This window comes from Microbacterium sp., assembly GCF_031180975.1.
In the GTDB taxonomy this organism is placed as follows: domain Bacteria; phylum Actinomycetota; class Actinomycetes; order Actinomycetales; family Microbacteriaceae; genus Microbacterium.
In genome coordinates, this window is the sequence record NZ_JAPSLI010000003.1 from 313,938 (window position 1) to 338,477 (window position 24,540).

Below are 24,540 nucleotides of genomic sequence, written 5' to 3' on the forward strand. Positions count from 1 at the left end.
CCGAGTATAGTGAACGACGTTCAGGTGAACACTGTTCAGGTATCTCACCTCCGCCCGTTCCAAGGAGCCCCCATGACCGAACCCACTCGCCCCCTCGGAGCCGACCTCGCCCGCATGGCCGTGTTCGCCGCCCTGATCGTGGTGCTCGGCATGGTGGTCGTGCCGCTGCCCGGAGGAGTGCCGATCACCGCCCAGACGCTCGGCGTGATGCTCGCCGGCCTGGTGCTCGGAGCGCGCAGGGCGCCGCTTGCCGTGCTGATCGTGCTCGCGCTGGCGGCGATCGGCCTGCCCGTGCTCGCGGGCGGCCGGGGCGGCCTCGGCGTCTTCGCCGGACCAACGGCCGGATACATGCTCGGCTGGGTCGTGGGGGTCGTCGTGATCGGGTTGATCGCCGGACGCGGCCGCCTGACCTGGTGGCGCGCCGGCCTCGCCACGCTCGTCGGCGGGATCGGCGTGGTGTATCTGTTCGGCGTGCCCGCCCAGGCGCTGGTCACCGGAGTGCCGCTGGGTCCCACCGCGCTGTCGGCACTCGTGTTCCTCCCCGGAGATCTGCTCAAGGCGGCCGTGGCCACGGTGCTGGCCGTCGCCCTGCAGCGCGCCTACCCGCGCGCCTTCGATCGCCCCGGCGTGGTCGCCCGTGCCGCGTGATTCCCGCTCGGCGACGGCGAGCGCGGTGACCGGTTCGCGCAGCACTCAAGCGCCCGTCGTCTCCGCCGAGGAGGTCTCGGTGGATGTCGACGGCCGATCGATCCTCCGCGACGTCACGCTCACCCTGTGCGCGCCGCGCTGCGCCGTGATCGGCGCCAACGGATCCGGGAAGTCGACGTTCGCGCGACTGCTGAACGGGCTGCGCACGCCCAGCGGAGGTCGCCTGCGTGTGCTCGGCCGCGACCCGCAAGGCGGCGCAAGCGGCCCGCGTGTCGGGTTCGTGTTCACGAATCCCGAGGCGCAGATCCTCATGCCCACACCGCTCGAGGACGTCGAGCTGTCGCTGCGGCACCTGCCCCGCGGGGAGCGCCGTGAGCGCGCTCGGGAGGTGCTGGCCGCGCACGGCCTGGCAGGTCTCGAGGACGTGCCCGCGTCGACGCTGTCCGGCGGACAGCGTCAGCTGCTCGCCATCGCATCCGTGCTCGCCACCGCGCCCGACCTGGTCGTCGCCGACGAGCCGACGACGCTGCTCGACCTGCGCAACGCGCGGCGGGTCGGGGACCTCCTGCTCGGGCTCGACGTCCCGCTGATACTGCTCACCCATGATCTCGAACTGGCCGCACGATGCGACGAGGCGGTGCTGTTCGAGGACGGCACGGTGCGAGCCGTCGGCGGGGCCGCGACTGTGATCGACGAGTACCGCCGGAGCTGTGCGTGATCTCGCTGTACCGGCCGGGCACCGGCATCCTGCATCGGATGCCGGCAGGAGCGAAGCTGCTCCTGCTCGCCCTCTCGGCGCTGGGGCTGTCGCTGCTGCCGCTGGACGTCAACGGGACGATCGGCGCGCTCGTCGTCGTCTCGGCGCTGTACCCGGTCGCCGGGCTGTCGTGGCGTGCCCTCGGCGAGGCGTGGTGGCGGTTGCGCTGGCTGATGCTCGTGCTCGGGGGCGCGCTGTGGCTGCTCGTCTCGCCCACCGAGGCCGTGGTGAACACTGGCCGGGTGGTGGCGCTGCTGCTGCTCGCCGAGCTCGTGACCCGCACCACGCGCACCGGCGAGCTGCTCGAGGTGCTGCGCCGGATCCTGGCGCCGTTGCGCCGGGTAGGCGTCGACCCGGACTCCATCGCGCTCGCGCTGTCGTTGACGATCACGATGATCCCGGTGATCTCCGGCTTCGCCGCCCAGGTGCGCGATGCGCAGCGTGCGCGAGGCGTGCGACTCGGGCCACGCGCGGCGCTGCCGCTGATGGTGCTGACCATGCGGCACGCCGACGACGTGGGCGACGCACTGGTGGCGCGCGGGATCGGCCGCTGAGAGGGCTGGTCAGCCCACCGCCGACAGCACGAGCTCCGCGACCAGCACGGACAGCAGGAACGACGACGCGATGGCGACCGTGCCGACCGGGATGATCTTCCAGCCGATGCTGCGGAGCATGGGCAGATCCTTGCCGAGGCTGAGGCCCGCGAACGTGAGCACGAACGTGGTGACAGACAGGAAGTCGACCGCATGCGCCATCTCGAGCACCCACCCGCCGAACGGGACGAACGGAGCGGTGGAGAGGATGCCCACGGTCATCACTGTCACGATCGCCGGGATACGTCCTCGCGAGAGCTTGGACAGCCCGATCGCCAGCAGGACGATCGCCGCAATCAGGCCGTAGCCCACCAGCACCTCGGGCCTGAGCGACTTCGTCGCGACCGAGCTCACGATCACGCCGATCCCGACGACGACGCCGAGCGACGTCCACAGCGGCATCGTGACGGGGGACGCGCCGAGCAGCTTCGCGACCTTGATCTGCGTCGTGGTGGGCTGCACATCTGCGGTGCCCACGTCGGCCCCGTCCGCCTCCGCGTCCGCGGCCAGGGCCGGCGGAATACGCCGCGCGACGGCGCCGTCCCTGTCGCGGGTGAGGGCCCGATAGAACCGCTCTGCGAGTGGGAGGGCGATCCACACCCCGACGTACAGACCCAGCACGCTGGTGATGAGGTTGGAAGTGGCGGCCAGGGCCAGGACCTCCTGATCGAGTTCGGGATGGTTTGCGACGACCGCGGCGGCGGCCGCGGCCATCATCGAACCGGAGCCGACACCGGCGCCCATGGCCAGAGAGCGCGGGTCGAAGATGCCCAGCGACGCGGTCACGGATGCGATCAGGCTCACCAGCAGGGCGCCGAACACCGTGCCGAACACGTACATCGACAGGACGCCGCGGTACTGAGGTGAATCGGCACCGTAGCGCTCGCTGACCATCGCGAAGGACGTCTCCCGATCGATGGAGAACGTCGCGCCGATGGTGGCGGGTCCCATCTTCAGGAGCACGGCGAGAGGCAGTGCCAGCGCGATGGTGCCCAGCAGGTGACCGGCCTCCTGGAGCAGCAGTGCGGGTCCCGCCTGGAGCACGAGGGGGAGTTGCGGTCCGATCTCGAACGACAGCCGGGTGGCGAGCACCAGCACACCCACCCCCATGAGGCCCGTGGCCGCGTGCTGGAGGTCCACGGGAAAGGGCTTGAGCCGCTGGCCGGAGACGATCGCTCCGGCCACGAGGCCCCAGATCATGGGCAGCAGAGTCACCGAGGCGATGCCGATCGGGATGACCAGCGGCCCGAGCAGTTGGGCAGCGGCAGCGAGTGTGACCGCGAAGGCGATGAGGATCCACAGTTGCGGCGAGGCGATCGTCAGGCGCAGCTGCGTCGCTGCGCCGGACGTGCGGACGGTTTCGGACATGAGGGGTTCTCCGGGGGTTCGGGTGGACGGATCAGAGCGTGATGGTGGCGCGCGTGCCGCCGACGGGACGCTCCGCGCGGCGACGGATCAGGTCGGCGCGCAGCGTCGGATCGAGCGCTGCGTCCAACGCCGTCCAGGCCAGCAGCAGTCCGCCGTCGATGGCGGCGTCGTCGGCCGCCGGTGTGGCCGCCGCAGCGGTGAAGTCGGGGTTGTGGGGAACGGCCTCCTGCCCGAGGAACGCGATCATCGGGTGGATGCCCGGAACGACCTGCGTCACGTTGCCCATGTCGGTCGAGCCGCCCCCGAGGCACCGCTCCGACGAAGGAGTGCGTCCGCGTGCGGGCATGTTGGCATCCCACAGCCGGGCGAGGTCGGGGTCGCTCACGACCGGTGCGTAGGGATGTTCGGTGGAACGCCACGACCACTTGCATCCGGTGGCGATGGCAGCCCCCTCGAAACAGGAGAGCACCCTGGCCTTGGTGCGACGCCACACGTCGAGGTCCTGCGCCCTGACCTCGGCCTGCACGACGGTACGATCCGGGATGATGTTGGTCGCCTCGCCACCGTGCGACACGAACGCGTTGATGTTGACGTCCGGTCCCATGTGTTGGCGGAACAGGGCGATGGCGGTCAGGGCGAGGGTGGCGGCCGCTCCGGCGTTGATGCCGCGCTCGGGGGCGGCTGCCGCGTGCGCGGTGAGCCCGCTGAACTCGACCTCGAACCGGTCGACCGCGGTGGACCGGAACGCATCGGCCGCGAAGTCGACGCCGGTGAACCCGTGCACCATCATCGAGAAGTGGCTGTCTTCCCATGCGCCCGCCTCGAGGAGGGAGACCTTCCCGCCACCGTGCTCCTCGGCCGGGGTGCCCAGCAGCTTGACGCGGAGCCCGGCGGCGTCCGCCACCGGTGCGAGGGCGAGTGCGGCGCCGACGCCGGCGGCCGCGATCACGTTGTGCCCGCACGCGTGGCCGACCCCGGGCAGCGCGTCGTACTCGGCGCACAGCGTGACGGTGAGCTCGCCCGTGCCGTAAACAGCCTCGAACGCGGTGGGGATGCCGTAGGCGCCGACCTCCACCGCGAACCCGGCGTCGGCGAGCACGTCGGCGATCCGCGCCACCGCGCGATGCTCGTCCCACGACAGCTCCGGGTCCGCGTGGATGGCGTGGCTGAGCTCGATCAGCTGAGCGCGACGCGTTTCGATCTCGGCTTCGGCCCTCGCCTTGAGCTGTGCGGTGTCGGCCGGTGTCTGGTCTGTCATGGGATTCCTTCACTGCACTGAGCCTTCGCCCCTGTGCGTCGGCTGCATCCAGTGTGAGGAAAGCAACCGTTCAGTGGGTGGTCTTGCACGGAAAATGCGAGATCATCAGACGTGATGCATGATTCAGTCCTGGACCCGGTGGACCGCAGGCTCCTGCATGCGCTGCAGGTGGAACCGCGTGCGAGCTGGAGCGCGCTCGCACCGATAGTGGGAGCCGACGCGGCGACCCTCTCGCGCCGGTGGCGACGCCTGGAGGAGGAGGGGATCGCCTGGATCACCGGCCGCCTCGGAGGGGTGATGCCGGACGGGGCCGCGCTGATCGAGGTGGAATGCGACCCGCAGCGCATCGCGGAGACCGCGGCCACACTAGCGGAGGACCGCGAGGTCTACGTGCTGGACCAGACCGCGGGATCGCGAGACCTGCTCGTCACGGTGGCGTGCGGGGGACAGGACGCGCTGGGCAGCTACGTGACAGGGCGCCTGGCGGCGCTCCCAGGTGTCCGTTCAGTGCGCACTCACGTCTGGATCGATCTGTTCTTCGAAGGGGGCGACTGGCGCCTGCGCACGCTGTCTCCCGCCGAGATGGCCGCTCTCCCTGCCGTGCCGCCCCCTCGGCCGCGCGCGGCGGCGACGGTGCCGGAGCGACTCAGACAGATCCTCGCGTACGAGCTCTCGATCGACGGGCGGGCGACGGCCGCCTCGATCAGCAAGCGCTGGGGCGTCAGCGCGCAGCGCGTCACAGACGCGATCGCGGTGCTTCGCCGATCGGGAGAGCTGCGGCTGCGCACGGACATCGCGCGACGATGGTCGGAGTGGCCCGTCTACGCCTGGTATTTCATCGAGGCGCCCGCGAGCATCATGCACGACCTGCGTGAAGGACTGAAGAAGGTGCAGCAGATCCGGCTCGCCGCGTTGACCGCCAGCCGCTACAACCTGGTGCTGGCGGTATGGGTGCGCGATCTTCCCGGCATCCACGCCTTCGAGGTGGCTTTCGAGCGTGCGGCTCCCGCCGCCCGTATCCAGGACAGATCGCTCGTTCTGAGGATCGCCAAGCACATGGGACGCATCCTCGACGACAGTGGTCAGGCCACCGGAGCGATCGTCCCGCTCGCCCCGCGGCCGGACCCGGCAGTCTGAGCGGTCGGGGGGCGTTCAGCGGGGCCGATCTATACTGAGAGGCTGGCCCCTCGGCCGGATCACCCCCTGACGAACGGATAACCGCTGTGCTCGCCGTGCATGAACTGGAGATACGCGTCGGCGCACGCGTACTCATGTCGGACGTGTCGTTCCGCGTCGCTGACGGCGACAAGATCGGCCTCGTCGGCCGCAACGGCGCGGGCAAGACCACGCTCACGAAGGTGCTGGCCGGAGACGTGCTGCCCTCGGAGGGCAAGGTGACCCGGTCGGGCGAGCTGGGCTACCTGCCGCAGGATCCGCGGTCGGGCGACCCCGAGATGCTCGCGCGCACGCGTATCCTCGACGCCCGCGGTCTCGGGTCGATCACGCTCGGCATCCGCGAGGCGTCGGAGCAGATGGGTTCCAGCGACCCGGTCGTCGCGGAGAAGGCGATGAAGCGGTTCGGCAACCTCACCGAGCGCTTCGAGGCGCTCGGCGGCTACGCGGCCGAGGCGGAGGCGGCGTCCATCGCGCACAACCTCTCGCTTCCCGACCGCATCCTCGATCAGCCGCTGAAGACGCTCTCCGGCGGTCAGCGTCGACGCATCGAGCTCGCCCGCATCCTGTTCTCGGATGCCGGGACGATGATCCTCGACGAGCCCACGAACCACCTCGACGCGGACAGCGTCGTCTGGCTGCGCGAGTTCCTCAAGGGGTACAAGGGCGGGCTGATCGTGATCAGCCACGATGTGGAACTGGTCGGCGAGACGGTGAACCGGGTGTTCTACCTGGACGCCAACCGCCAGGTCATCGACATCTACAACATGAACTGGAAGAACTACCTGCGCCAGCGGGTGGCGGACGAGGAGCGCCGCAAGAAGGAGCGCGCGAACGCCGAGAAGAAGGCGACGCAGCTGCAGCAGCAGGCCGCGCGGTTCGGTGCGAAGGCGTCCAAGGCAGCCGCGGCGCACCAGATGGTCGCGCGTGCGGAGAAGCTCCTTGCCGGGCTGGAGGATGTGCGCCAGGAGGACCGCGTCGCCAAGCTGCGGTTCCCGAAGCCCGCGCCGTGCGGGAAGACCCCGCTGATGGCATCCGGCCTTTCGAAGTCGTACGGGTCGTTGGAGATCTTCACCGATGTCGATCTCGCGATCGATCGCGGGTCGAAGGTCGTGGTGCTGGGGCTGAACGGCGCCGGCAAGACGACCCTGTTGCGCATCCTCGCCGGCGTCGACCAGCCCGACACCGGGCAGCTCGAGCCGGGGCACGGCCTGAAGATCGGCTACTACGCGCAGGAGCACGAGAACCTCGACATCTCGCGGTCGGTGCTGGAGAACATGATCTCCGCGGCGCCCGACCTGAACGAGACCGAGGCCCGCAAGGTGCTCGGTTCGTTCCTGTTCAGCGGCGACGACGTGCACAAGCCGGCCGGCGTGCTCTCCGGCGGCGAGAAGACCCGTCTGTCGCTGGCGACGCTGGTCGTGTCGTCCGCGAACATGCTGCTGCTCGACGAGCCGACCAACAACCTCGACCCCGCGTCGCGCGAGGAGATCCTCGGCGCGCTCGCGCACTACGAGGGCGCCGTCGTGCTCGTCTCGCACGATCCCGGCGCGGTGGAGTCGCTGAACCCGGAGCGCGTGCTCATCCTGCCCGACGGGGTCGAGGACATCTGGAGCAAGGAGTATCAGGAGCTCATCGAGCTCGCCTGAGCCGGCGGCGGTCTGCTCGCTGGGAAACAGTCCCGGACCGGGATGCGGCGCGGACCGGTGTAACCGTTACGCATCTGTTACCCGGTGGGGTTCTGAGGGGTCGGATAGGTCTCTGAATGTCGGTGGTCAGCGTGATCATGAACTATGGCAGTTTTCACCGACGTCGCGTCGCTGATTCCCGCGCTGGGGGAGCGGCTCGGCGAGGGCGCGTCGCTGGTGGAAGCGGCGGCTGTGATGGTGGGGATGTCGGATGCGGATGTCGTCGCGGTGCTGCGTCAGGCGTCCCAGGTGTCGCGTCTCGCGGACCAGATCCGGGTGGTGGCGGCGGGTGTCGTCGCCGATCGCTCGACCCGGCAGACGGGGCATTCCGGGCTCGCGCAGTCGCAGGGGCATCGCTCGCCGGCGAGTTTCGTGCAGGAGGTGACCGGATCGACCAAGGGCGAGGCGTCGCGCGATGTGCGGGTGGGCCAGGCGCTGCTGGACGGGCAGCGCGATGCGGGTGACGCGGGCGCTGGGGCGGGAGCGGAATCCGGTGCGGGATCCGGGCCGGAAGCAGATGCCGGGCCTGTTCCGCATGCCGGGGCGGGTGCCGATGAGGGGCGGATGCCGGAATCGGCGCGAGCGGCGCGAGCGGCGCGAATGGTCGGCCGGAGGTGCCGGTGGTTTGGCATGCGCCGTTGAATGCCGCGCTCGCGGCGGGGACGTTGACGACGGCGCAGTACGACGCGATCCGTCGCGGGCTCGGTGACCGCCCGCTGCGCGCGGCCTGCCCGATGACATTTGTCTGGAGGAGCGTGCCGCGATCGATCGGGCGAGGCGTGGTCGCAGGCGGCTGTGCAGTTGATCGCCGAGGCGGCGGAGCGCACGGTCGAGGAGCTCGCGTCGGCGGCGCGAACGATCCGCGACCTGCTCGACCCGGAGGGGGCGCAGGAGCGGTTCCTGGCGCGGCTCGAGAAGCGGGTGTTCCGCACCTGGCGGGACGCCGACGGTGCGCGTCACGCGAAGATCGTGTTCGACGACGAGGGCGACGCGTTCTTCGCGGCGGTGTTCGATGCGGCGCTGCGACCGCGGCGGGGCGGTCCCCGGTTCGTCGACTCGGAGGAGAAGGCGCGCGCGGACGCGCTGATCGACGACCCGCGCACGAACGACCAGCTCGCCTACGACCTGTTCCTCGACATCCTCCGCGCGGGCGTGCTGGCCGACGCGGAGAGCGTGTTCGGCACACGGCAGGCGGGGGTGCGCCTGGTGCAGGTGGTCGGCGCCGACGGCACCCCGGCGCCGGTCGCCCACACCGAGGACGGCCTCGTCGCGGTTCCGGCCGGTTTCGTCGCGCAACGCATGTGCGAAACCGGTGCCGTGTCGGTCACCGTCGACTCGTTCGGGAATCCGCTGGACGTGGGGCGGGAGCATCGCCTGTTCACACCCAAACAGCGCATCGCGCTCGCACTGCGAGACGGCGGATGCATGTGGCGCGGCTGCGATCGCCCCGCCTCGTACTGCGAAGCGCACCATATCGACGAGTGGAGCGCCGACGGCGGCCGCACCGACATCGATCGCGGGATCCTGCTCTGCCGATTCCACCACATGAGCCTGCATCACAACGGGTGGCGCATCACCCGCGACGGCAAAGACGACTTCGTCCTGCACCATCCCAGCGGCGACCACTACGTCCTGCGACGGCGCGCCGTGCTCGGGTACGCGTGGACCGGAATCCACCCACCACCGCAACGATTCCATCCGATGGTCGCCTGAGCACTGTTCAGGAGAGGCGAACCGCTGGACGCCGCCCTCAAGCCGGCTGCACTGGCGCACCGTATCCGTCCACCGCCTGCGCTGGCGCACCGAACACCTCCGCTGCCCGCGCCAACGCCCGCCGAGCGCCTCCGGCCGCACGTCGCAGTCGCTTCCCGGATCCGTTGCGAGACAGTGCAGAACTGTGAAGGTGGGTCCGGCCGCGGTCAGCCCAGGGCGTCGAGCAGGGCGTCCTCGTCGGCGGCATCCCGGTCCCGGCGGCGAGCGGCGGGGCGGGCGGGCGAGCCGGCGGCCTCTTCACGATCCTCGCGCGCCTTCACGACCTCGGTGCGGATCACGTAGCCGATGAAACCGAAACCCATCACCGCGAACAGGATCCACTGGATCGCGTACGAGAGGTGCGGGCCGGGGTCGTCGGTCGGCGAGGCGAACGCCCCGAGTGCGTGCGCGGGCTCCGGCTCCTCCGAGACCAGCTGTCCGTACGCGCCCGTGACCAGCTCACCGTTCACCGCTTCCGCGATGGTCGGCAGATGGATGGTCGGCACCTGCCCTTCCGGGGCCCCTCGACCGGATGCCGGAAGGGCTTCGCCAGGTCGCAACCGGACGACGACCGTGGCGTCGCCCGACGGGGGAGCGGGCACGGCCTCCGGCGCGTCGCCGTCACCGGGCGGCACCCATCCGCGGTCGACCAGGAGCACCTGGCCTCCGGCGTCGCGGAACGGCACCAGCACCTCGAAAGCACTGGTGCCACCATGCGGCCGGTTGCGCACCAGCACCTGCTGCCCGTCGAGGTACTCACCCCGCAGCAGCACCGGACGCCACTGATCGTCCGGATCGAGCCGCCCGTCCGCGCCGATGAGCGCGTCGAGTGGAACCGGCTCGGCGTCGTAGTTGCGCTCCACCAGGGCGATCTGCGTGGCCCGCTCCTCGTTGCGCTCGAACTGCCAGTGCGACAGGAACGCGCACGCCACGGCGAACCCGGCGGCGACCAGCAGGTACGCTCCCCAGCGCAGCATCCGCCGGCTCACCGGGGGAGTCCGTCCTCGACGGCGACCGGAAAGTCGCGCGCCCGCAGGTAGTCGCCGAGGAAGTCGACGTGCTCATCGCACGCCAGCCACACCTTGCGCCGGTCCGCGGAGTGGATGCGCGGGTTGCGCCACAGAATGGTGTGCGTCGCCTCGTTGCGGCACTCCGCACGCGAGCACTGCAGGTCGCCGCTCACGCCGTGTCGTCCTTGCTCTCGTGGATCGTGATCACGTCGGGTGAGGTCTTCGGAGCAGCGGGCCGCGACGCCGCGGGAGGCAGCTGCACGACCGGGGACTCCACCGGGCGTTCCGTGCTGTCGCGTCCCGCGTTCGCGAACACCACCGCGATGTACGGCAGCACCGCCGCGCCGATCGCGAACACCCAGGTGTACCACCCGTACGGCTGGACGAACGCCATCAGCAGAAAGCACACCATCCGGATGCCCATCGTGAGCGCGTACCGGCGCACGCGGTGGCTCGCCTCGTCATGCGGCGCCTGCGGCAGAGAGGTGACGGCGGGGGTATCGCGGGGGTGCTTCACGGTGCTTCCAGCCTACGCCGCGCCCGGCCGCCCGAGGTCGCGTCGCGGTGCGGGGAGAGGCGTCAGTTCGTGAAGAGGAACGGCAGGATCGCGACGCCCGTCGTCGCCAGCAGCAGCGCCGCCCCGAGGATGCCGATCACGGCCAAGCCGACGGCGACGTAGCCGAGGATGAGGCCGGTCACCGCCATGCCCTTGCCCGCGAGATCCGGGCGGCGCTTCATCTGTCCGAGCGCCATGTGGCCAGTGACGATCGCAGCGACGGAAGCCAGGAACGGCACAATCAGCCAGGCCAGGACGAGGCCCGCGATTCCGCAGACCAGCGACGTGATCGCCAGGCCGCTGGTCGGCCGCGCGGCGTACCCGGGGGCGTGCGGGGCGGCCGGGTACGGGGGAGGGCTGTACATTCCCGGCTGCTGCGTTCCGGCGGGCTGCGCCGCTCCCGGGTACGGCCCGGCCTGGTGCTGCCCTGCCTGCGGTATCGGAGCCGGTGGCTGGTAGTACGGCTGGTCGTTCGTCACGGTTCCCCCTTCGTCGGTGTCAGGCTGGCAGGCTCGCTCACCGTGTGTCAAACCCGTGCGCCGATAGGATTGCCTGCGTCCGTCCCGACAGGCAGGAGAGCCCCATGAGCGCTGAGCGCGTCGTCCTCGTCACCGGTGGCAACCGCGGCATCGGCCGTGCGATCGCCGAGCGTTTCGTGCGCGAAGGATACCGCGTCGCGGTCACCGCCCGCAGCGGGGAGGGCCCCGAGGGCACGCTGACGGTGCGCGCCGACGTGACCGACGCCGCCGCCGTCGACGCCGCGTTCACCGAGGTCGAGCAGAAGCTCGGTCCGGTGGAGATCGTCGTCGCGAACGCCGGCATCACCAAGGACACCCTGATGATGCGGATGAGCGAGGACGACTTCGACAGCGTCGTGGCCACGAACCTGGGCGGCTCGTTCCGTGTGGTCAAGCGCGCCTCCAAGGGGATGCTGCGCGCTCGGTTCGGTCGGGTCATCCTCATCTCGAGCGTCGTCGGGCTGTACGGCTCCGCCGGACAGGTCAACTACGCCGCGTCCAAGAGCGGCCTGGTCGGATTCGCCCGCTCGCTGACTCGCGAGCTCGGCGGCCGCGGGATCACGGCGAACGTGGTCGCGCCCGGTTTCATCGAAACCGACATGACCGCCGAGCTGCCGGAGGATACGCAGAAGCAGTACAAGGCGAACATCCCCGCCGGCCGGTTCGCCACCGCCGACGAGGTCGCCGGGGTCGTCACCTGGCTGGCGTCGGACGACGCCGCCTACATCTCCGGTGCCGTCATCCCCGTCGACGGCGGCCTCGGCATGGGGCACTGAGCCTCAGCGCTCGACCGCCGCGCGGATCTGCTCGGCGAGTCGCACCGGCATCGAGAACTGCGGCCAATGGCCCGAGCCGAGCTTGACCACCTCGACGTCGTCGATGGCACGGAACTCCGCCTCGAACGGCCCCCATTCCGCGAGCCGTTCCTCGAGCGCGGGGCGATCCAGTTCGCCCATCAGCATGGTGACCGGGATCGAGAACCGCCTCGCGTCCGACAGCTCGATCGCATCGGTCGGGACGCGGGCGGGCACGCTCTTCGTGAGAGGCGCCGTCCGCGCTCGCGTCTCGGCGTCGAGGTCGTGCACGTCCGGCTCGTCGAACGAGTCCCAGCCCGGGAACGGGACCACGCCGTCGACGACCTCGAACTCGCTGATCCCGAACCCGGTGGGCGGGGGCGTGGTGTCGACGAACACGACGCGTGCGACGCGGTCCGGCCGGGCGTCGGCGGCACCCCAGGCGACGTTGCCGCCGCCCGAGTGCCCGACGAGGACCACCGGGGCCTGCCGCGCGTCGATCCGCTCGACGACCGCGGCGACCCAGTCGGCGATGCCGACGTCCGACCCGGGCTCGCCCAGTCCAGGCATCGTGAGTGGTTCGACCCGATGCCCCGCCTTCTCGAGGTGCGGGGTCACCTCCGACCAGGAGGACGCGTCGAGCCAGAGACCGGGGATGAGAAGGATGTCCATGCCGCGACGTTACGACGCACCGCCGACATCCGCCAGCGCAGCGACGCTCAGGGCAGCAGCGGGATGACCTCCCGCAGATCGACGGGACCCACGACCAGACCCGCCGCCTGACGCACAGCGGGTTTGGCGTTGAACGCCAGGCCGAGCCCGGCATCCGCCATCATCATCAGGTCGTTGGCGCCGTCGCCGATCGCGATCGTCGCGTGTCGAGCCACGCCGAGCTCGGCGGCCCATTCACGCAACGAGGAGGCCTTGACCGCGGCATCCACGATCTCGCCGTCGACCGTCCCGGCGAGCGCGCCGTCGGTGACGGTCAGCCGGTTGGCGCGCCAGCGGTCCACGCCGAGTCCCGGCGCGATGTGGTCGAGGATCTCGTGGAAGCCGCCCGAGACGACTCCCACCACGCCGCCGCGCTCCCGCACTGCGGCGGTGAGCTCGCGCACCCCGGGAGTCGGTTCGATCCGGGCGCGCACCCGGGCGAACGCCGCCACGGGCACTCCCTCCAGCGCGGCGACGCGCGAGCGCAGACTCGCGGCGAAGTCGACCTCGCCGCGCATGGCCGCATCGGTTGCGGCCTGCACCTCGGCGCGGCGACCGGCCTCGTCGGCGAGCAGCTCGATCACTTCGTTGCGGATGAGGGTCGAATCGGCATCCAGGACGACGAGGAAACGCGCAGCGGTCACCCGATCGAGCGTAGCGGTCAGCGGGGGATGCGAATGCCCTTGCCCACCACCGTGATGCCCGACTCGGTCACCGTGAAGCCGCGTTCCAGATCCCGTGCGCGGTCGACGCCCACCGTCGCGCCGTCCTCAAGGACGACGTTCTTGTCGAGCACCGCGCGATGCACGCGCGCGCCCTGCCCGACGTGGACCTGATCCAGCAGCACCGAGTCGGTGATCGTCGAGCCGCCGGCCGCGAGGGTGCGCGGGCCCACGACGCTGCGCTCCAGATGCGTGCCGGAGAGCACCGAGCCGAGCGACACGATCGAATCGATCGCGTTTCCGATGCGGCCCACGGCGTCCCGGACGAACTTCGCCGGCGGCGCGTTCACACTCTGTGTGCGGATCGGCCAGTCGGTGTTGTACAGGTTGAAGACCGGCAGCGTGGAGATGAGATCCATGTGCGCGTCGAAGTACGAGTCGATCGTTCCCACGTCCCGCCAGTAGGACCGGTCGCGCGGCGACGATCCGGGTACGTCGTTCTGCTTCATGTCGTAATACGCGGCTTCGCCGCGCTCGACGAAGTAGGGGATGATGTCGCCGCCCATGTCGTGCCCGGAGGTGGCGACCTCGCCGTCCGCCTCCACCGCGGCGACCAGCGCGTCGGTGTCGAAGACGTAGTTGCCCATCGAGACGAGCACCTCGTTGGGGGAGTCCGGCAGCCCGGCCGGGTTGGCCGGCTTCTCGAGGAAGTCCCGGATCATGCCGGAGCCGTCCGGGTCGGCGTCGATGACGCCGAACTGCGAGGCCAGCGCGAGCGGCTGACGGATGCCGGCGACCGTCGCCTTCGCGCCGCTGGCGATGTGCGCATCGACCATCTGTTGGAAGTCCATCCGGTACACGTGGTCGGCGCCGATCACCACCACGATGTCCGGCTTCTCGTCGACGATCAGGTTGAGGCTCTGGAGGATGGCGTCGGCCGATCCCGAGAACCAGCGCTTGCCCAGTCGCTGCTGGGCGGGCACGGATGCCACGTACGAGTCGAGCAGCGACGACATCCGCCAGGTCTGTGAGATGTGCCGGTCCAGGCTGTGCGACTTGTACTGCGTGAGCACCACGATCTGTCGCAGGCCGGAGTTGATGAGGTTGGAGATGGCGAAATCGATCAGTCGGTACTGGCCGCCGAACGGGACGGCCGGTTTGGCACGATCCGCCGTCAACGGCATGAGTCGCTTGCCCTCGCCGCCAGCGAGGATGATCCCGAAAACCTTCTTAGGTGCCGACATGGGTCCACCATAGAGGGCGAAAGCCGACGTGTACTAGCGTTCATTCATGCGAGTCGACATCATCACCAAGGAGTACCCGCCGGAGATCTACGGCGGTGCCGGAGTGCACGTCGCGGAGCTGGTGTCGGCCCTGCGCCGCAGCATCGACGTGCAGGTCCGGGCGTTCGGCGCGGAGCGCGGCGAGCCGGGCACGCACGCCTATCGCACCCCCGCCGAACTCGTCGACGCGAACCCGGCGGTGCAGACCCTGGGCACCGATCTCCGGATGGTCGGCGACGTCGCCGGTGCGGACCTGGTGCACAGCCACACCTGGTACGCGAACTTCGCCGGCCACCTCGCCTCGCAGCTGCACGGCATCCCGCACGTCCTCACCGCCCACAGCCTCGAGCCGCTGCGGCCCTGGAAGGCCGAGCAGCTCGGAGGCGGCTACGCCGTGTCGAGTGGGATCGAGAAACTCGCCTATGAGAACGCGGCGGCGATCGTCGCGGTCAGCGAGGGGATGCGGCAGGACATCCTGCGCAGCTACCCCCAGGTCGACCCGGCCAGGGTGCGCGTGATCCACAACGGCATCGACGTGGAGCGGTGGCGCCCCGTCGAGAATCCCGAGTTCCTGCGGTCGATCGGCATGGACCCCGCGCGTCCCTCCGTCGTCTTCGTCGGACGCATCACCCGACAGAAGGGTTTGCCGTATCTGCTGCGCGCGGCGCAACAGCTCCCCGCCGAGGTGCAGCTCGTGCTGTGCGCCGGCGCGCCCGACACGCCCGAGATCATGGCCGAGGTGCAGGAACTGGTGCGGCTGCTGCAGCAGACCAGGGACGGCGTGATCTGGATCGAGCGGATGCTGCCGCGCGACGAGCTGTCGGCGATTTTGACCGCAGCTACCACCTTCGTCTGCCCCTCGGTATACGAGCCGTTGGGAATCGTGAACCTGGAGGCGATGGCTTGCGGGGCGGCCGTCGTCGGCACCGCCACCGGCGGCATCCCTGAGGTGGTGGACGACGGCGTGACCGGGCGGCTGGTGCCCATCGAGCAGGTGCAGGACGGCACTGGAACTCCGGTCGACCCCGACCGATACGTGTCCGACCTGGCGGCGGTGCTCACCGAGGTCAGCTCCGACCCGGAGCGCGCCGCGGAGTACGGCGCCGCCGGGCGCGAGCGCGCCCGCAGCGAGTTCAGCTGGGGTGCGATCGCCGACACCACCCGCGCGCTCTACGAGGAGCTGACCGCCTGAGCCGATAGGCTGGCCGCATGCCGAGCGCTCTGGAATTCGCCGATGTCGTGGTGCGCCGTGAAGGGCGCAATATCGTCGATCACGTGACCTGGGAGGTCGCCGACGATCAGCGTTGGGTCGTCCTCGGGCCGAACGGCGCGGGGAAGACGACGCTGCTGCAGCTCGCTGACACCCTGCTGCACCCCACCTCCGGAACGGTGACCGTCCTGGGTGAGACGCTCGGCCGCACCGACGTCTTCGAGGTGCGCCCGCGCATCGGCTTCGCCTCATCGGCGATGGCCCGCCGTGTGCCGCGCGACGAGACGGTGCTGAACGCCGTGATGACCGCGGCCTACTCGGTGCTCGGCCGCTGGCACGAGAGCTACGAGGGCATCGACGAGCGCCGCGCCCAGCGGGTGCTCATCGAATGGAAGCTCGACCACCTCGCGGACCGGCTGTTCGGCACGCTCAGCGACGGCGAGCAGAAGCGCGTCCAGATCGCCCGCGCTGTCATGACCGACCCGGAGCTGCTGCTGCTCGACGAGCCCACCGCCAGCCTCGACCTCGGCTCGCGCGAGGAGTTGCTCGCCCTGCTCGGCGGCTACGCGGCGTCGCCGACGTCCCCGGCGATGATCATGGTCACCCACCACGTCGAGGAGATCCCGGTCGGCTTCACGCACGTGATGCTGCTCCGGGAGGGGCGCGCCGTCGCCGCCGGTCCCATCGCCGAGACCCTCACCGCCGAGACCCTCACCGAGGCGTTCGGGATGCCGATCACGCTGCGCGCGGAGGACGGCCGCTTCGCGGCGCGCGCCTCCTCCTGAGCCGGTTCCTGACCTTGCCGGAGAACTGGTAAGATCGATCCTTGGTGCCTCTGCATCCACAGGCTTTTCCGTAGTACACCCTCCGCGATCCAAGGATTCCGCATGAAGACTGACATTCACCCCGACTACCAGGCCGTCGTGTTCCGTGACCTCGGCTCGGGCGAGACCTTCCTCACCCGTTCGACCGTCACCAGCGACAAGACGATCGAGCTGGACGGCGTGGAGTACCCCGTCGTCGACGTGGAGATCTCCTCGGCTTCGCACCCGTTCTACACGGGCAAGCAGCGCATCATGGACTCGGCCGGTCGCGTCGAGAAGTTCAACCAGCGCTTCAAGAACTTCGGCGGCAAGTAAGCCGTTCAGGAAGGCCCCCGCTCCTCCGCAGGGAGGGCCGGGGGCCTTTCGTGTGCCCTGGGAACGTGCGGGAGGCCGCGGGAGCGATAGTGTGACAGGCGTCGACCGTCTCTCCCCAGGAGCGGGAGACGCGATGCCGCTCACCCCAGGGGCGGCGTCTTTCCATCACGCGGACGGGTGACGCGTCGCGTCGAGGGGCGTTTGGGGAAGCCGTGTGACGGAAGGGGTCGCTCGGCTTCCGGGATCCGGCGACCCTCGCGGACGAGCGAGCCCGCCCGCGATGTCCCCTGAAGGAAATCATGCGACGCATCGCGAAACCTGCCTTGGCGACCCTCGCCGCGGCTCTGCTCCTCCCTCTCTTCGCCGCTCCCGCGTTCGCGGCCACTTCCACGCCCGCCCGCCTGGGCGTGAACAGCTCCGCCGCCGCGAAGGCCCAGCCGCTCACCGATCTGGCGGTGTCCGCCGGTCAGGTGTACTCCAGTTACGGCGACTTCGATCGCAACATCGGGCCGGTGGATCTCAGCTCGGTCGATGTCAGCACCGGTGCTGAGACCAAGCACCTCACCGTGGAGGGAGAAGAGCTGAAGGCGCTCCGGGTGTTCGATCGGGCCGTGTACACCGCCGACATCGACCCGCGCACCGCCTGGACCGCGAACACCGGGTTCGCCTCGAACGGCAGCGGCAGCTGGGCCTACAACGCCGTCACTCCGTTCATCCATGTCTTCGACGTCGCCAAGAGCGGTGGCGAGCTGTTTCTGGCGGGCAGCGTGGTCAACCCCGACAAGAAGAAGTACGGTCCTGCTCCGTACCTCGCGGCCGTGAAGAAGAGTTCGGACGGAGGGCGCACCTGGACGATCGAACGGGCCAGGGCCTCGGCTTCAGGGTCGAATGACGCGGACCGGTACTACTGGCTCGCCGCAGCCTCTTCCGGGCGGGTGGCGGCGATCGCCGAGGTGCGGGATGCCAAAGGCGCGCCGAATCGCATCCTCGACGTCTACAGCGCCGGACGATGGTCATCGATCGATCTCGGCAGCAGCGCCGGCTATGCGATGGTGCACGATCCCGCCGACGTCGAAGTGCTCGGCAGCCGGATCCTGATCGCCCGCTACAACTCGCTCGTCTACATCGACTTGGACGCGAAGGGCAAGACAGGCGGTGTGAAGTTCGCGCGCTGGCCGGGTGATGTCGGCATCGCCGACATCACGGTGAGCAACGGCATCGCCTACGCCGTGGGCAAGCGCATGGCCGGCACGGGCATCGACCACGGCACCAACCTCGTGTACGCGTCTCGGGACGGGGTGACCTGGTCCCAGGTCGCGGCCCCAGCAGTGCTGCCGCCCACGACGTACTGGGATCACGGCGACGGCACCATGATCCCCGGCTACGGTGCCTACACGTCGATCGCCGTCGCGGGCGGGCGCATGTACCTCGGCGGCACGGACGCCGGCGTTTACGAGGCCGCGGCCCCGTTGGTCCCCTGAATCGGCCGCACCCGTCATTCCCGCACCGGCCAACGGCCGTCCAGCGCGTCGTCCGGGTCGAGGCGTCCGATCCGCACGAAGTACTCGGTGAGGCTCGCCGCCTGATCCCTGGCCCAGCCGATCTGTCGGGTGTGCAGCTCCGCCGCGGACTCGGGCAGCGTGAACTCCCTTGCGATCGCCAGCGCCAGCCGGCCGGCGGCCACGGCGTCGGCGGAAGCCTGGTGGGCGGCGTCCAGCGGCACCGCGTAGTGCTCGGCCACAACGGCCAGCGTGCGCTTGCCCCGCCGGTACCGGTCGAGAGCCTTGTCGAGCACCAGCGGATCGATCACCGGCGTCGGGTCGGTCAGCACGGGGTGTCCGTGCCGCATCGCCTCATGCGCGAGCAGCGAGAAGTCGTAGGACGCGTTGTACGCGACGATCGGCAGGCCTTGCGACAGCAGCACGGTGAGCGCGCCGGTGATCTCGCCGACCACCTCGTGCGCCGGACGGCCGTGGGCGCGGGCGTACTCGGTCGTCACCCCGTGCACCGCCGCGGCTCCCTCGGGGATCGGGATGCCGGGGTCGGCCAGCCAGTCGCGGGCGGCGAGCTCCCTGCCGTGCACGTCGAGCACGCCGATGTGTGCGGTGACGATCCGATCGGTGCGCACGTCGACTCCGGTGGTCTCCAGGTCGAACACGCCCACCCGGGTGAGCCAGGACGGGAAGCCGTTGCGAGTCGTCATGCCCGGCACGGTACGCGGCGGCTCGGACATCGCTCCGACGGGGCGACGGGGACGCGCCGTAGACTCGGAGCATGCCCGCAGCATCCCCGTACTCCGCCCGCCTGGCCGGTATCCCGGTCGAACGGCACGACGTGGAGGTGGCGGGCGGGACGACGGCGTACTGGGTGTACGGCCCGCCCGCGGGGGAGGCCGAGGCGACGATCGTCGCCGTGCACGGCTTCCGGGGGGAGCACCACGGCCTCGAACCGGTGGTCGCCTACCTGCCTGGCATCCGCGTCATCTCACCCGACCTGCCGGGGTTCGGCGAGACGCCGCCGCTCCCGGGGCGACAGCACGACCTGAGCGCGTACGCGGGCTGGCTCGCCGAGTTCGCGCGGGCAGTGGCGCCCGGTGCCGTGGTGCTCGGCCACTCGTTCGGGTCGATCGTCGCCGCGGCGGCCGTGGCAGGCGGGCTCAGCACGCCGCGTCTCATCCTGATCAACCCGATCGGCGCGCCCGCCCTCGAGGGGCCCAAGGGCATCCTCACCCGCCTCGCGGTGCTGTACTACCGGCTCGGCGCACTGCTGCCGGAGCGGCTCGGCACGGCGCTGCTGCGCAACCCGCTGATCGTGCGCGTCATGAGCATCGCGATGGCAAAGACCCGCGATCCGAAGTTGCGTCGCTTCATCCACGACCAGCACGACACGTACTTCTCCCGCTTCGCCGACCGCGAGGTGCTGCGCGAGGCGTTCGTGACCAGCGTCTCACACGACGTGCGCGCCTTCGCCGGGGTGATCGACGTGGAGACGCTCCTCATCGCCGCGCAGAAGGACGACATCACCCCGATCGAGGCTGAGCGGCGCCTGGCCCGCATGTTCCCGAACGCGGAACTCGTCGAGATCGCGGATGTCGGACACCTCATCCACTACGAGACTCCTGCCGAGGCGGCGGGGGCGATCCGCCGCTTCCTCAGGCTTCGCGTCGCGCCAGACCGATGAGCCCCGCGACGCGGAACGGGATGACCTCGCCCATCGCGAGCGACGTCTCGGTGCGCTCCACCCCGTCGATCGACAGGATGCGCGCATCGGTGTCGAACAGGTGCCGAGCGTCGCGGCACGCCACTCGGGCGAGCAGGTCGACCGAGCCGCTCAGGCCGTGCGCCTGCACGACCTCGGGTACACGCGCGAGCTCGGCGATGATGCGCGGCAGCTCGGTCTGGCGCACGCCGATGCTGATGAACGCCTGCAGAGGGAAGCCGAGCACCTCGGTGGAGTACGCCCGCTCGTAGGACTGGAACACCCCGGTCTGCTCGAGCCTGGCCATGCGCGCCTGGATCGTGTTCCGCGACAGTCGCAGTCGCTCGGCGAGCGCCACGACGGTGGTCCGCGGGTCCTCAGACAGAGCGGTGAGCAGTTCGAGATCGATCCGATCAAGAGTGGGCATAGTGCCACACGATATCAGCACGCCGTGCCCGACACTGGGCAACATGCTCACCGCTCGCACAGATGCTTGAGCGTGGTGTCAGGCGGACGTACCCTTCAGATAGGGCCGACGAAGACGTCGGTCGCCGTGGACGCCCCACAAGGGCAGCACGTCAGGAGGACGCCGATGTCACCGCACACCACCCCGATCGTCGACACCCACAACGATCTCGAACTCACCGAGCGCATCCTCGCGCCGGACGGCACCCGACTGCCGAATCCGCAGCTGGACCGCCATCTCGCCGACATCGACGCCGACGTGCTGCGCGCACTGCACCGCGACATGGTCGTGCTGCGCCGGATCGACGCCGAGGGCGTCGCACTGCAACGGCAGGGCCAGCTCGGGCTGTGGGCACCCTGTCAGGGGCAGGAGGCCGCCCAGATCGGCACCGCCAGGGCGCTTGCGCCGCAGGACTTCGTCTTCCCCAGCTATCGCGAGACCGGCGTGATGCTCGTCCGCGGCGCGCAGCCGGGCGACTACGTGCGGATGTGGCGCGGCGAGGAGGGCGCCGCCTACGACCCGGCCGTCATGCGGATGGCGCCGCTGCAGATCATCATCGGAGCACAGACCCTGCATGCGGTGGGCTACGGCGTCGGCATCCGGCACGACGGCACCGACGAGGTCGCGGTGGCGTACTTCGGCGACGGTGCGACCAGCCAGGGCGACGTCAACGAAGCGATGGTGTTCGCCTCGTCCTACCGCGCGCCCGTCGTGTTCGTCTGCCAGAACAACCACTGGGCCATCTCGGAGCCGGTCGGTCTGCAGTCGCAGTACCCGCTCGCGGGCCGCGCGCCGGGGTTCGGCATCCCGAGCATGCGCGTCGACGGCAACGACGTGCTCGCCTGCCTCGCCGCGATGCGCTGGGCGCTCGAGCACGCCCGTGCCGGCCGTGGCCCGGCCTACATCGAAGCCGTCACGTACCGGATGGGCCCGCACACCACGGCCGACGACCCGAAGCGGTACCGCGACGACACGCAGCTCGAGCACTGGCGCCGTCTCGACCCCATCGCGCGTCTCGAAGCGCACCTGCGCGCGGCCGGCGAGCTCACCGACGAGCACGTCGCCGACGTGCAGGAACAGGCCGACACCGCGGCGCGAGAGATGCGCGCGGCGTGCCTGGGGATGACCACGCGGCCCCCGCTCGCCGTCTTCGACGGCGTGTACGCCGAGCCGCACTCCGGCCTGCAGCGCCAGCGCGACGAGTACGCGGCGTATCTCGCCGCCTACGGGGAGGTGTGACATGGCCGAGATGACCCTGGGCAAGGCGTTGAACGCCGGCCTCCGTCAGGCCCTGCGGGACGACGACAAGGTGGTGCTGCTCGGCGAGGACATCGGGACGCTCGGCGGGGTCTTCCGCATCACCGACGGACTCCTCGACGAGTTCGGCGCGAAGCGCATCATCGACACGCCACTGGCGGAGTCCGGCATCGTGGGCACCGCCGTCGGGCTGGCGTTCCGCGGCTACCGACCCGTGGTCGAGATCCAGTTCGACGGCTTCGTCTATCCCGCCTTCGACCAGATCGTCTCCCAGGTGGCGAAGCTGCACTACCGCACGCAGGGCCGGGTGAAGATGCCGATCACGATCCGCATCCCCTGGGCCGGCGGCATCGGCGCTGCGGAGCACCACTCGGAGTCGCCGGAGGCGTACTTCGTGCACACCGCCGGCCTGCGCGTGGTCGCCGTGTCCAACCCGCAGGACGCTTACACCTGCCTCCGTCAGGCGATCGCGAGCGACGACCCCGTCATCTTCTTCGAGCCCAAACGGCTGTACCACCACAAGGGCGAAGTCGATCTCGCCGCGTCGCTGGCGGATGCGCCGCCGATGGGACTCGCCCGCGTGGCCCGCAGCGGCACCGATGCAACCGTCATCACCTACGGGGCGATGGTCGGGACGGCCCTCGATGCGGCCGCTGCCGCGGAGGACGACGGGCTGTCCCTCGAGGTCATCGACCTGCGTTCGCTGTCGCCGGTCGACTACGGCACCGTCGCCGCGTCCGTGCGGCGCACCGGCCGGGTGGTCGTCGCGCACGAGGCCTCCCGCGAAGCCGGTATGGCGGCGGAAGTCATCGCCAGCATCACCGAGTTGTGCTTCGAGTACCTGGAATCACCGCCGCTGCGCGTCACCGGCCATGACATCCCGTACCCGCCCGCGAAGCTGGAGAAGCACCACCTACCCGACCTGGATCGGATCCTCGACGCCGTCGACCGGCTGATGGACCGACCGAACAGCCTGAGCGGCGCGACCGATGCCGGCGCGAACGGCGGTCAGCGATGATCGCGGAGTTCCGCCTGCCGGATCTCGGAGAGGGACTCACCGAGGCGGAGGTCGTACAGTGGCTCGTGCAGCCCGGTGACCCCGTGACGCTGAACCAGACCCTCGCCGAAGTCGAGACCGCGAAGGCGGTCGTCGAACTGCCCTCCCCGTACGAGGGCACCGTCGCCACCCTGCACGCCGAGGCCGGCGACACCGTCGCGGTCGGATCGCCGCTGATCGCGTTCGAGGTCGGCGGCGAGAGCGGGTCGGATGCCGGAGGCGAGGCCACGTCGACTGCCGCTGCGGACGATCCAGCGGCGGACGGGACCACGACGGAGAAGGACACCTCCGCGGGCGAGACCACGCAGCCGAACCTCGTCGGATACGGCGCGGCACCGGCCTCCGGGGCACGTCCCGCGCGGCGTGCCCGTCGAGGTGCCCCCGCGACCTCACGGGCCGTCGACGCGGCCGTCATCGAAGCAGCCCCGCACGACGCACTCCCCGCCACGGCCGCGGAGCCGCGTGTCGGCGAGCGTCCCCGGTCGACGCCGCCGGTCCGTGCGCACGCGAAGCGGCTCGGCGTCGACCTGACGCTGGTCGCCGCCGAGGTCGGCGACCGGGTGATCACGCGGGCTGACGTCGACGCCTATGCCGAGCGTGTCGGGGCGACGGCACCGGCAGCCATCCCGGCGACCGAGGAACGGATCGAGACGCCGACGCTCGCGCCGCCGTCCGGGGAACGCGGCGAGACCCGCATCCCGGTCCGCGGTGTGCGCAAGCACACCGCCCAGGCGATGGTGCAGAGCGCGTTCACCGCACCGCACGTCACGACGTTCCACACCGTCGACGTCACCGCGAGCATGGAACTGATCGAGAAGCTCCGGAGCGACCGTGCCCTCACCGGGCATCGCATCGGGCCGCTGGTGCTGGTCGCGAAGGCGGTGTGCCTCGCGCTCGGCAGCAACCCCAGCCTGAACGCCCACTGGGATGAGCAGGCCGGGGAGATCGTCCAGTACCACTACGTGGACCTGGGGATCGCCGCCGCCACTGACCGCGGGCTCATCGTGCCGAACATCCGGGACGCCGACCGGCTCTCGCTCATCGGACTGGCGGACGCCCTGCAGACGCTCACCGAGACGGCGCGGTCGGGCCGGACGAGCCCAGCGGAGCTGGCGGGCGGCACGTTCTCGATCACGAACATCGGCGTGTTCGGCATCGACGCGGGCACCCCGATCCTCCCGCCGGGGCAGTCCGGCATCCTGGCGGTGGGAGCCGTCCGTCGTCAGCCATGGGAGTACCGCGGCGAGATCGCGCTGCGCCAGGTGATGACGCTGAGCCTGTCGTTCGACCATCGTCTCGTCGACGGTGCGGAGGGCGCACGCTTCCTCAAGGATGTCGCCGACATTCTCGAGGAGCCGGGCCGCGCCATGCTGCACGGCGGTCGCTGACGCCCGAGACCCGCCGCGGGCCGGCCGGCCGATCAGGTCGGCCGGCCGATCGGG

27 protein-coding genes are annotated in these 24,540 nt (G+C 70.3%); 16 read left to right on the forward strand and 11 right to left on the reverse strand.

Annotated features, from left to right (window positions below):
* Positions 1-72 precede the first annotated feature (72 nt).
* Genes RIF65_RS06295 through RIF65_RS06305 form a run of 3 tightly spaced genes read left to right on the forward strand, consistent with a single transcriptional unit; the run spans position 73 to position 1,959 of the window.
* Positions 73-648 carry a biotin transporter BioY gene (locus tag RIF65_RS06295; RefSeq protein WP_309066461.1) on the forward strand — a complete coding sequence of 192 codons (576 nt, stop codon included), beginning with the start codon at positions 73-75 and terminating at the stop codon, positions 646-648.
* Positions 649-673: 25 nt separating this feature from the next.
* Positions 674-1,366 (forward strand): energy-coupling factor ABC transporter ATP-binding protein, encoded by a 693-nt coding sequence (locus RIF65_RS06300; RefSeq protein ID WP_309066462.1) that lies wholly within the window; start codon positions 674-676, stop codon positions 1,364-1,366.
* Entirely contained in the window at positions 1,363-1,959 is a 597-nt protein-coding gene (locus RIF65_RS06305; protein WP_309066463.1) for an energy-coupling factor transporter transmembrane component T, read from the forward strand. The genes RIF65_RS06300 and RIF65_RS06305 overlap by 4 nt, the downstream gene beginning before the upstream one ends.
* A gap of 9 nt (positions 1,960-1,968) precedes the next feature.
* Here RIF65_RS06305 and RIF65_RS06310 read toward each other — a convergent pair whose 3' ends face one another.
* Positions 1,969-3,366 carry a DUF3100 domain-containing protein gene (locus RIF65_RS06310; protein WP_309066464.1) on the reverse strand — a complete coding sequence of 466 codons (1,398 nt, stop codon included), beginning with the start codon at positions 3,364-3,366 and terminating at the stop codon, positions 1,969-1,971.
* A 31-nt stretch (positions 3,367-3,397) separates the two neighbouring features.
* Entirely contained in the window at positions 3,398-4,624 is a 1,227-nt protein-coding gene (locus tag RIF65_RS06315) for an amidohydrolase (RefSeq protein WP_309066465.1), read from the reverse strand.
* Positions 4,625-4,738: 114 nt separating this feature from the next.
* Between RIF65_RS06315 and RIF65_RS06320 the strand changes: the two genes are divergently transcribed.
* The 4 genes from RIF65_RS06320 to RIF65_RS06335 all read left to right on the forward strand — a co-directional run bounded on the left by RIF65_RS06320 (position 4,739) and on the right by RIF65_RS06335 (position 9,198).
* Positions 4,739-5,761: an Lrp/AsnC family transcriptional regulator gene (locus RIF65_RS06320; RefSeq protein ID WP_309066466.1), complete on the forward strand. Its 1,023-nt coding sequence runs from the start codon at positions 4,739-4,741 to the stop codon at positions 5,759-5,761.
* Between the two features lie 86 nt (positions 5,762-5,847).
* A complete protein-coding gene (locus RIF65_RS06325; protein ID WP_309066467.1) occupies positions 5,848-7,446 on the forward strand; it encodes an ABC-F family ATP-binding cassette domain-containing protein in 1,599 nt (532 codons plus the stop codon).
* Between the two features lie 144 nt (positions 7,447-7,590).
* The gene (locus RIF65_RS06330) at positions 7,591-8,127 is read left to right on the forward strand and encodes a hypothetical protein (protein WP_309066468.1); all 537 of its coding nucleotides are present in this window, start codon (positions 7,591-7,593) and stop codon (positions 8,125-8,127) included.
* Between the two features lie 99 nt (positions 8,128-8,226).
* Entirely contained in the window at positions 8,227-9,198 is a 972-nt protein-coding gene (locus tag RIF65_RS06335) for a DUF222 domain-containing protein (RefSeq protein WP_309066469.1), read from the forward strand.
* 206 nt (positions 9,199-9,404) lie between these two features.
* Here the strand turns inward: RIF65_RS06335 and RIF65_RS06340 are convergent, their stop codons facing one another.
* The 4 genes from RIF65_RS06340 to RIF65_RS06355 form a co-directional block, all read right to left on the reverse strand.
* The gene (locus RIF65_RS06340; protein WP_309066470.1) at positions 9,405-10,214 is read right to left on the reverse strand and encodes an SURF1 family cytochrome oxidase biogenesis protein; all 810 of its coding nucleotides are present in this window, start codon (positions 10,212-10,214) and stop codon (positions 9,405-9,407) included.
* Positions 10,215-10,222: 8 nt separating this feature from the next.
* Complete coding sequence (locus RIF65_RS06345; protein WP_309066471.1) at positions 10,223-10,420, reverse strand: hypothetical protein; 198 nt, start codon at positions 10,418-10,420, stop codon at positions 10,223-10,225.
* Complete coding sequence (locus tag RIF65_RS06350) at positions 10,417-10,764, reverse strand: DUF3099 domain-containing protein (protein WP_309066472.1); 348 nt, start codon at positions 10,762-10,764, stop codon at positions 10,417-10,419. Before RIF65_RS06350 ends, RIF65_RS06345 begins: the two co-directional genes overlap by 4 nt.
* 62 nt (positions 10,765-10,826) lie before the next feature.
* On the reverse strand, positions 10,827-11,282 hold the full coding sequence (locus RIF65_RS06355; protein WP_309066473.1) for a DUF4190 domain-containing protein: 456 nt from the start codon (positions 11,280-11,282) through the stop codon (positions 10,827-10,829).
* A gap of 104 nt (positions 11,283-11,386) precedes the next feature.
* Here RIF65_RS06355 and fabG point away from each other — a divergent pair, with 104 nt between their 5' ends.
* Entirely contained in the window at positions 11,387-12,097 is a 711-nt protein-coding gene (fabG, locus tag RIF65_RS06360; RefSeq protein ID WP_309066474.1) for a 3-oxoacyl-ACP reductase FabG, read from the forward strand.
* 3 nt (positions 12,098-12,100) lie between these two features.
* Here fabG and RIF65_RS06365 read toward each other — a convergent pair whose 3' ends face one another.
* From RIF65_RS06365 to glgC, 3 genes are read right to left on the reverse strand one after another with little or no spacing between them, the layout of a single operon-like run.
* Positions 12,101-12,787, reverse strand: coding sequence for an alpha/beta fold hydrolase (locus RIF65_RS06365; RefSeq protein ID WP_309066475.1), 687 nt, complete (start codon positions 12,785-12,787; stop codon positions 12,101-12,103).
* A 47-nt stretch (positions 12,788-12,834) separates the two neighbouring features.
* Positions 12,835-13,470 carry a phosphoserine phosphatase SerB gene (gene serB / locus RIF65_RS06370; protein WP_309066476.1) on the reverse strand — a complete coding sequence of 212 codons (636 nt, stop codon included), beginning with the start codon at positions 13,468-13,470 and terminating at the stop codon, positions 12,835-12,837.
* Between the two features lie 17 nt (positions 13,471-13,487).
* Positions 13,488-14,732 carry a glucose-1-phosphate adenylyltransferase gene (gene glgC, locus RIF65_RS06375; protein WP_309066477.1) on the reverse strand — a complete coding sequence of 415 codons (1,245 nt, stop codon included), beginning with the start codon at positions 14,730-14,732 and terminating at the stop codon, positions 13,488-13,490.
* 46 nt (positions 14,733-14,778) lie between these two features.
* Between glgC and glgA the strand changes: the two genes are divergently transcribed.
* From glgA to RIF65_RS06395, 4 genes are all read left to right on the forward strand, one after another.
* A complete protein-coding gene (glgA, locus tag RIF65_RS06380) occupies positions 14,779-15,963 on the forward strand; it encodes a glycogen synthase (RefSeq protein WP_309066478.1) in 1,185 nt (394 codons plus the stop codon).
* Positions 15,964-15,980: 17 nt separating this feature from the next.
* A complete protein-coding gene (locus RIF65_RS06385; protein WP_309066479.1) occupies positions 15,981-16,766 on the forward strand; it encodes an ABC transporter ATP-binding protein in 786 nt (261 codons plus the stop codon).
* A 102-nt stretch (positions 16,767-16,868) separates the two neighbouring features.
* Positions 16,869-17,120, forward strand: a complete 252-nt coding sequence (locus tag RIF65_RS06390; protein WP_309066480.1) for a type B 50S ribosomal protein L31 — start codon at positions 16,869-16,871, stop codon at positions 17,118-17,120.
* Between the two features lie 299 nt (positions 17,121-17,419).
* On the forward strand, positions 17,420-18,601 hold the full coding sequence (locus RIF65_RS06395; RefSeq protein ID WP_309066481.1) for a hypothetical protein: 1,182 nt from the start codon (positions 17,420-17,422) through the stop codon (positions 18,599-18,601).
* Positions 18,602-18,615: 14 nt separating this feature from the next.
* On the opposite strand, the gene RIF65_RS06400 is transcribed toward RIF65_RS06395, so the two are convergent.
* On the reverse strand, positions 18,616-19,323 hold the full coding sequence (locus RIF65_RS06400; RefSeq protein WP_309066482.1) for a 3'-5' exonuclease: 708 nt from the start codon (positions 19,321-19,323) through the stop codon (positions 18,616-18,618).
* A 71-nt stretch (positions 19,324-19,394) separates the two neighbouring features.
* On the opposite strand from RIF65_RS06400, the gene RIF65_RS06405 reads away from it, so the two are divergent.
* Positions 19,395-20,300: an alpha/beta fold hydrolase gene (locus tag RIF65_RS06405; RefSeq protein WP_309066483.1), complete on the forward strand. Its 906-nt coding sequence runs from the start codon at positions 19,395-19,397 to the stop codon at positions 20,298-20,300.
* Here the strand turns inward: RIF65_RS06405 and RIF65_RS06410 are convergent.
* The gene (locus RIF65_RS06410) at positions 20,272-20,745 is read right to left on the reverse strand and encodes an Lrp/AsnC family transcriptional regulator (RefSeq protein WP_309066484.1); all 474 of its coding nucleotides are present in this window, start codon (positions 20,743-20,745) and stop codon (positions 20,272-20,274) included. The two genes, RIF65_RS06405 and RIF65_RS06410, sit on opposite strands and share 29 nt — an antisense overlap.
* Positions 20,746-20,910: 165 nt before the next feature.
* Here RIF65_RS06410 and pdhA point away from each other — a divergent pair, with 165 nt between their 5' ends.
* Genes pdhA through RIF65_RS06425 form a run of 3 tightly spaced genes read left to right on the forward strand, consistent with a single transcriptional unit; the run spans position 20,911 to position 24,486 of the window.
* Positions 20,911-22,023 (forward strand): pyruvate dehydrogenase (acetyl-transferring) E1 component subunit alpha, encoded by a 1,113-nt coding sequence (gene pdhA / locus RIF65_RS06415; protein WP_309066485.1) that lies wholly within the window; start codon positions 20,911-20,913, stop codon positions 22,021-22,023.
* 1 nt (position 22,024) lies between these two features.
* Positions 22,025-23,059, forward strand: coding sequence for an alpha-ketoacid dehydrogenase subunit beta (locus RIF65_RS06420; protein ID WP_309066486.1), 1,035 nt, complete (start codon positions 22,025-22,027; stop codon positions 23,057-23,059).
* The gene (locus RIF65_RS06425; RefSeq protein WP_309066487.1) at positions 23,056-24,486 is read left to right on the forward strand and encodes a dihydrolipoamide acetyltransferase family protein; all 1,431 of its coding nucleotides are present in this window, start codon (positions 23,056-23,058) and stop codon (positions 24,484-24,486) included. The genes RIF65_RS06420 and RIF65_RS06425 overlap by 4 nt, the downstream gene beginning before the upstream one ends.
* Positions 24,487-24,540: the final 54 nt, after the last annotated feature.

Bases quoted from the DNA above. Each gene is read 5' to 3' on its own strand.
- RIF65_RS06295 (WP_309066461.1), top strand. From the start codon at position 73: ATGACCGAACCCACTCGCCCCCTCGGAGCCGACCTCGCCCGCATGGCC.
- RIF65_RS06310 (WP_309066464.1), bottom strand. From the start codon at position 3,366: ATGTCCGAAACCGTCCGCACGTCCGGCGCAGCGACGCAGCTGCGCCTG.
- RIF65_RS06315 (WP_309066465.1), bottom strand. From the start codon at position 4,624: ATGACAGACCAGACACCGGCCGACACCGCACAGCTCAAGGCGAGGGCC.
- RIF65_RS06320 (WP_309066466.1), top strand. From the start codon at position 4,739: ATGCATGATTCAGTCCTGGACCCGGTGGACCGCAGGCTCCTGCATGCG.
- RIF65_RS06330 (WP_309066468.1), top strand. From the start codon at position 7,591: ATGGCAGTTTTCACCGACGTCGCGTCGCTGATTCCCGCGCTGGGGGAG.
- RIF65_RS06340 (WP_309066470.1), bottom strand. From the start codon at position 10,214: ATGCTGCGCTGGGGAGCGTACCTGCTGGTCGCCGCCGGGTTCGCCGTG.
- fabG (WP_309066474.1), top strand. From the start codon at position 11,387: ATGAGCGCTGAGCGCGTCGTCCTCGTCACCGGTGGCAACCGCGGCATC.
- RIF65_RS06365 (WP_309066475.1), bottom strand. From the start codon at position 12,787: ATGGACATCCTTCTCATCCCCGGTCTCTGGCTCGACGCGTCCTCCTGG.
- glgC (WP_309066477.1), bottom strand. From the start codon at position 14,732: ATGTCGGCACCTAAGAAGGTTTTCGGGATCATCCTCGCTGGCGGCGAG.
- glgA (WP_309066478.1), top strand. From the start codon at position 14,779: ATGCGAGTCGACATCATCACCAAGGAGTACCCGCCGGAGATCTACGGC.
- RIF65_RS06385 (WP_309066479.1), top strand. From the start codon at position 15,981: ATGCCGAGCGCTCTGGAATTCGCCGATGTCGTGGTGCGCCGTGAAGGG.
- RIF65_RS06390 (WP_309066480.1), top strand. From the start codon at position 16,869: ATGAAGACTGACATTCACCCCGACTACCAGGCCGTCGTGTTCCGTGAC.
- RIF65_RS06395 (WP_309066481.1), top strand. From the start codon at position 17,420: ATGCGACGCATCGCGAAACCTGCCTTGGCGACCCTCGCCGCGGCTCTG.
- RIF65_RS06400 (WP_309066482.1), bottom strand. From the start codon at position 19,323: ATGACGACTCGCAACGGCTTCCCGTCCTGGCTCACCCGGGTGGGCGTG.
- RIF65_RS06405 (WP_309066483.1), top strand. From the start codon at position 19,395: ATGCCCGCAGCATCCCCGTACTCCGCCCGCCTGGCCGGTATCCCGGTC.
- RIF65_RS06410 (WP_309066484.1), bottom strand. From the start codon at position 20,745: ATGCCCACTCTTGATCGGATCGATCTCGAACTGCTCACCGCTCTGTCT.
- pdhA (WP_309066485.1), top strand. From the start codon at position 20,911: ATGTCACCGCACACCACCCCGATCGTCGACACCCACAACGATCTCGAA.
- RIF65_RS06420 (WP_309066486.1), top strand. From the start codon at position 22,025: ATGGCCGAGATGACCCTGGGCAAGGCGTTGAACGCCGGCCTCCGTCAG.
- RIF65_RS06425 (WP_309066487.1), top strand. From the start codon at position 23,056: ATGATCGCGGAGTTCCGCCTGCCGGATCTCGGAGAGGGACTCACCGAG.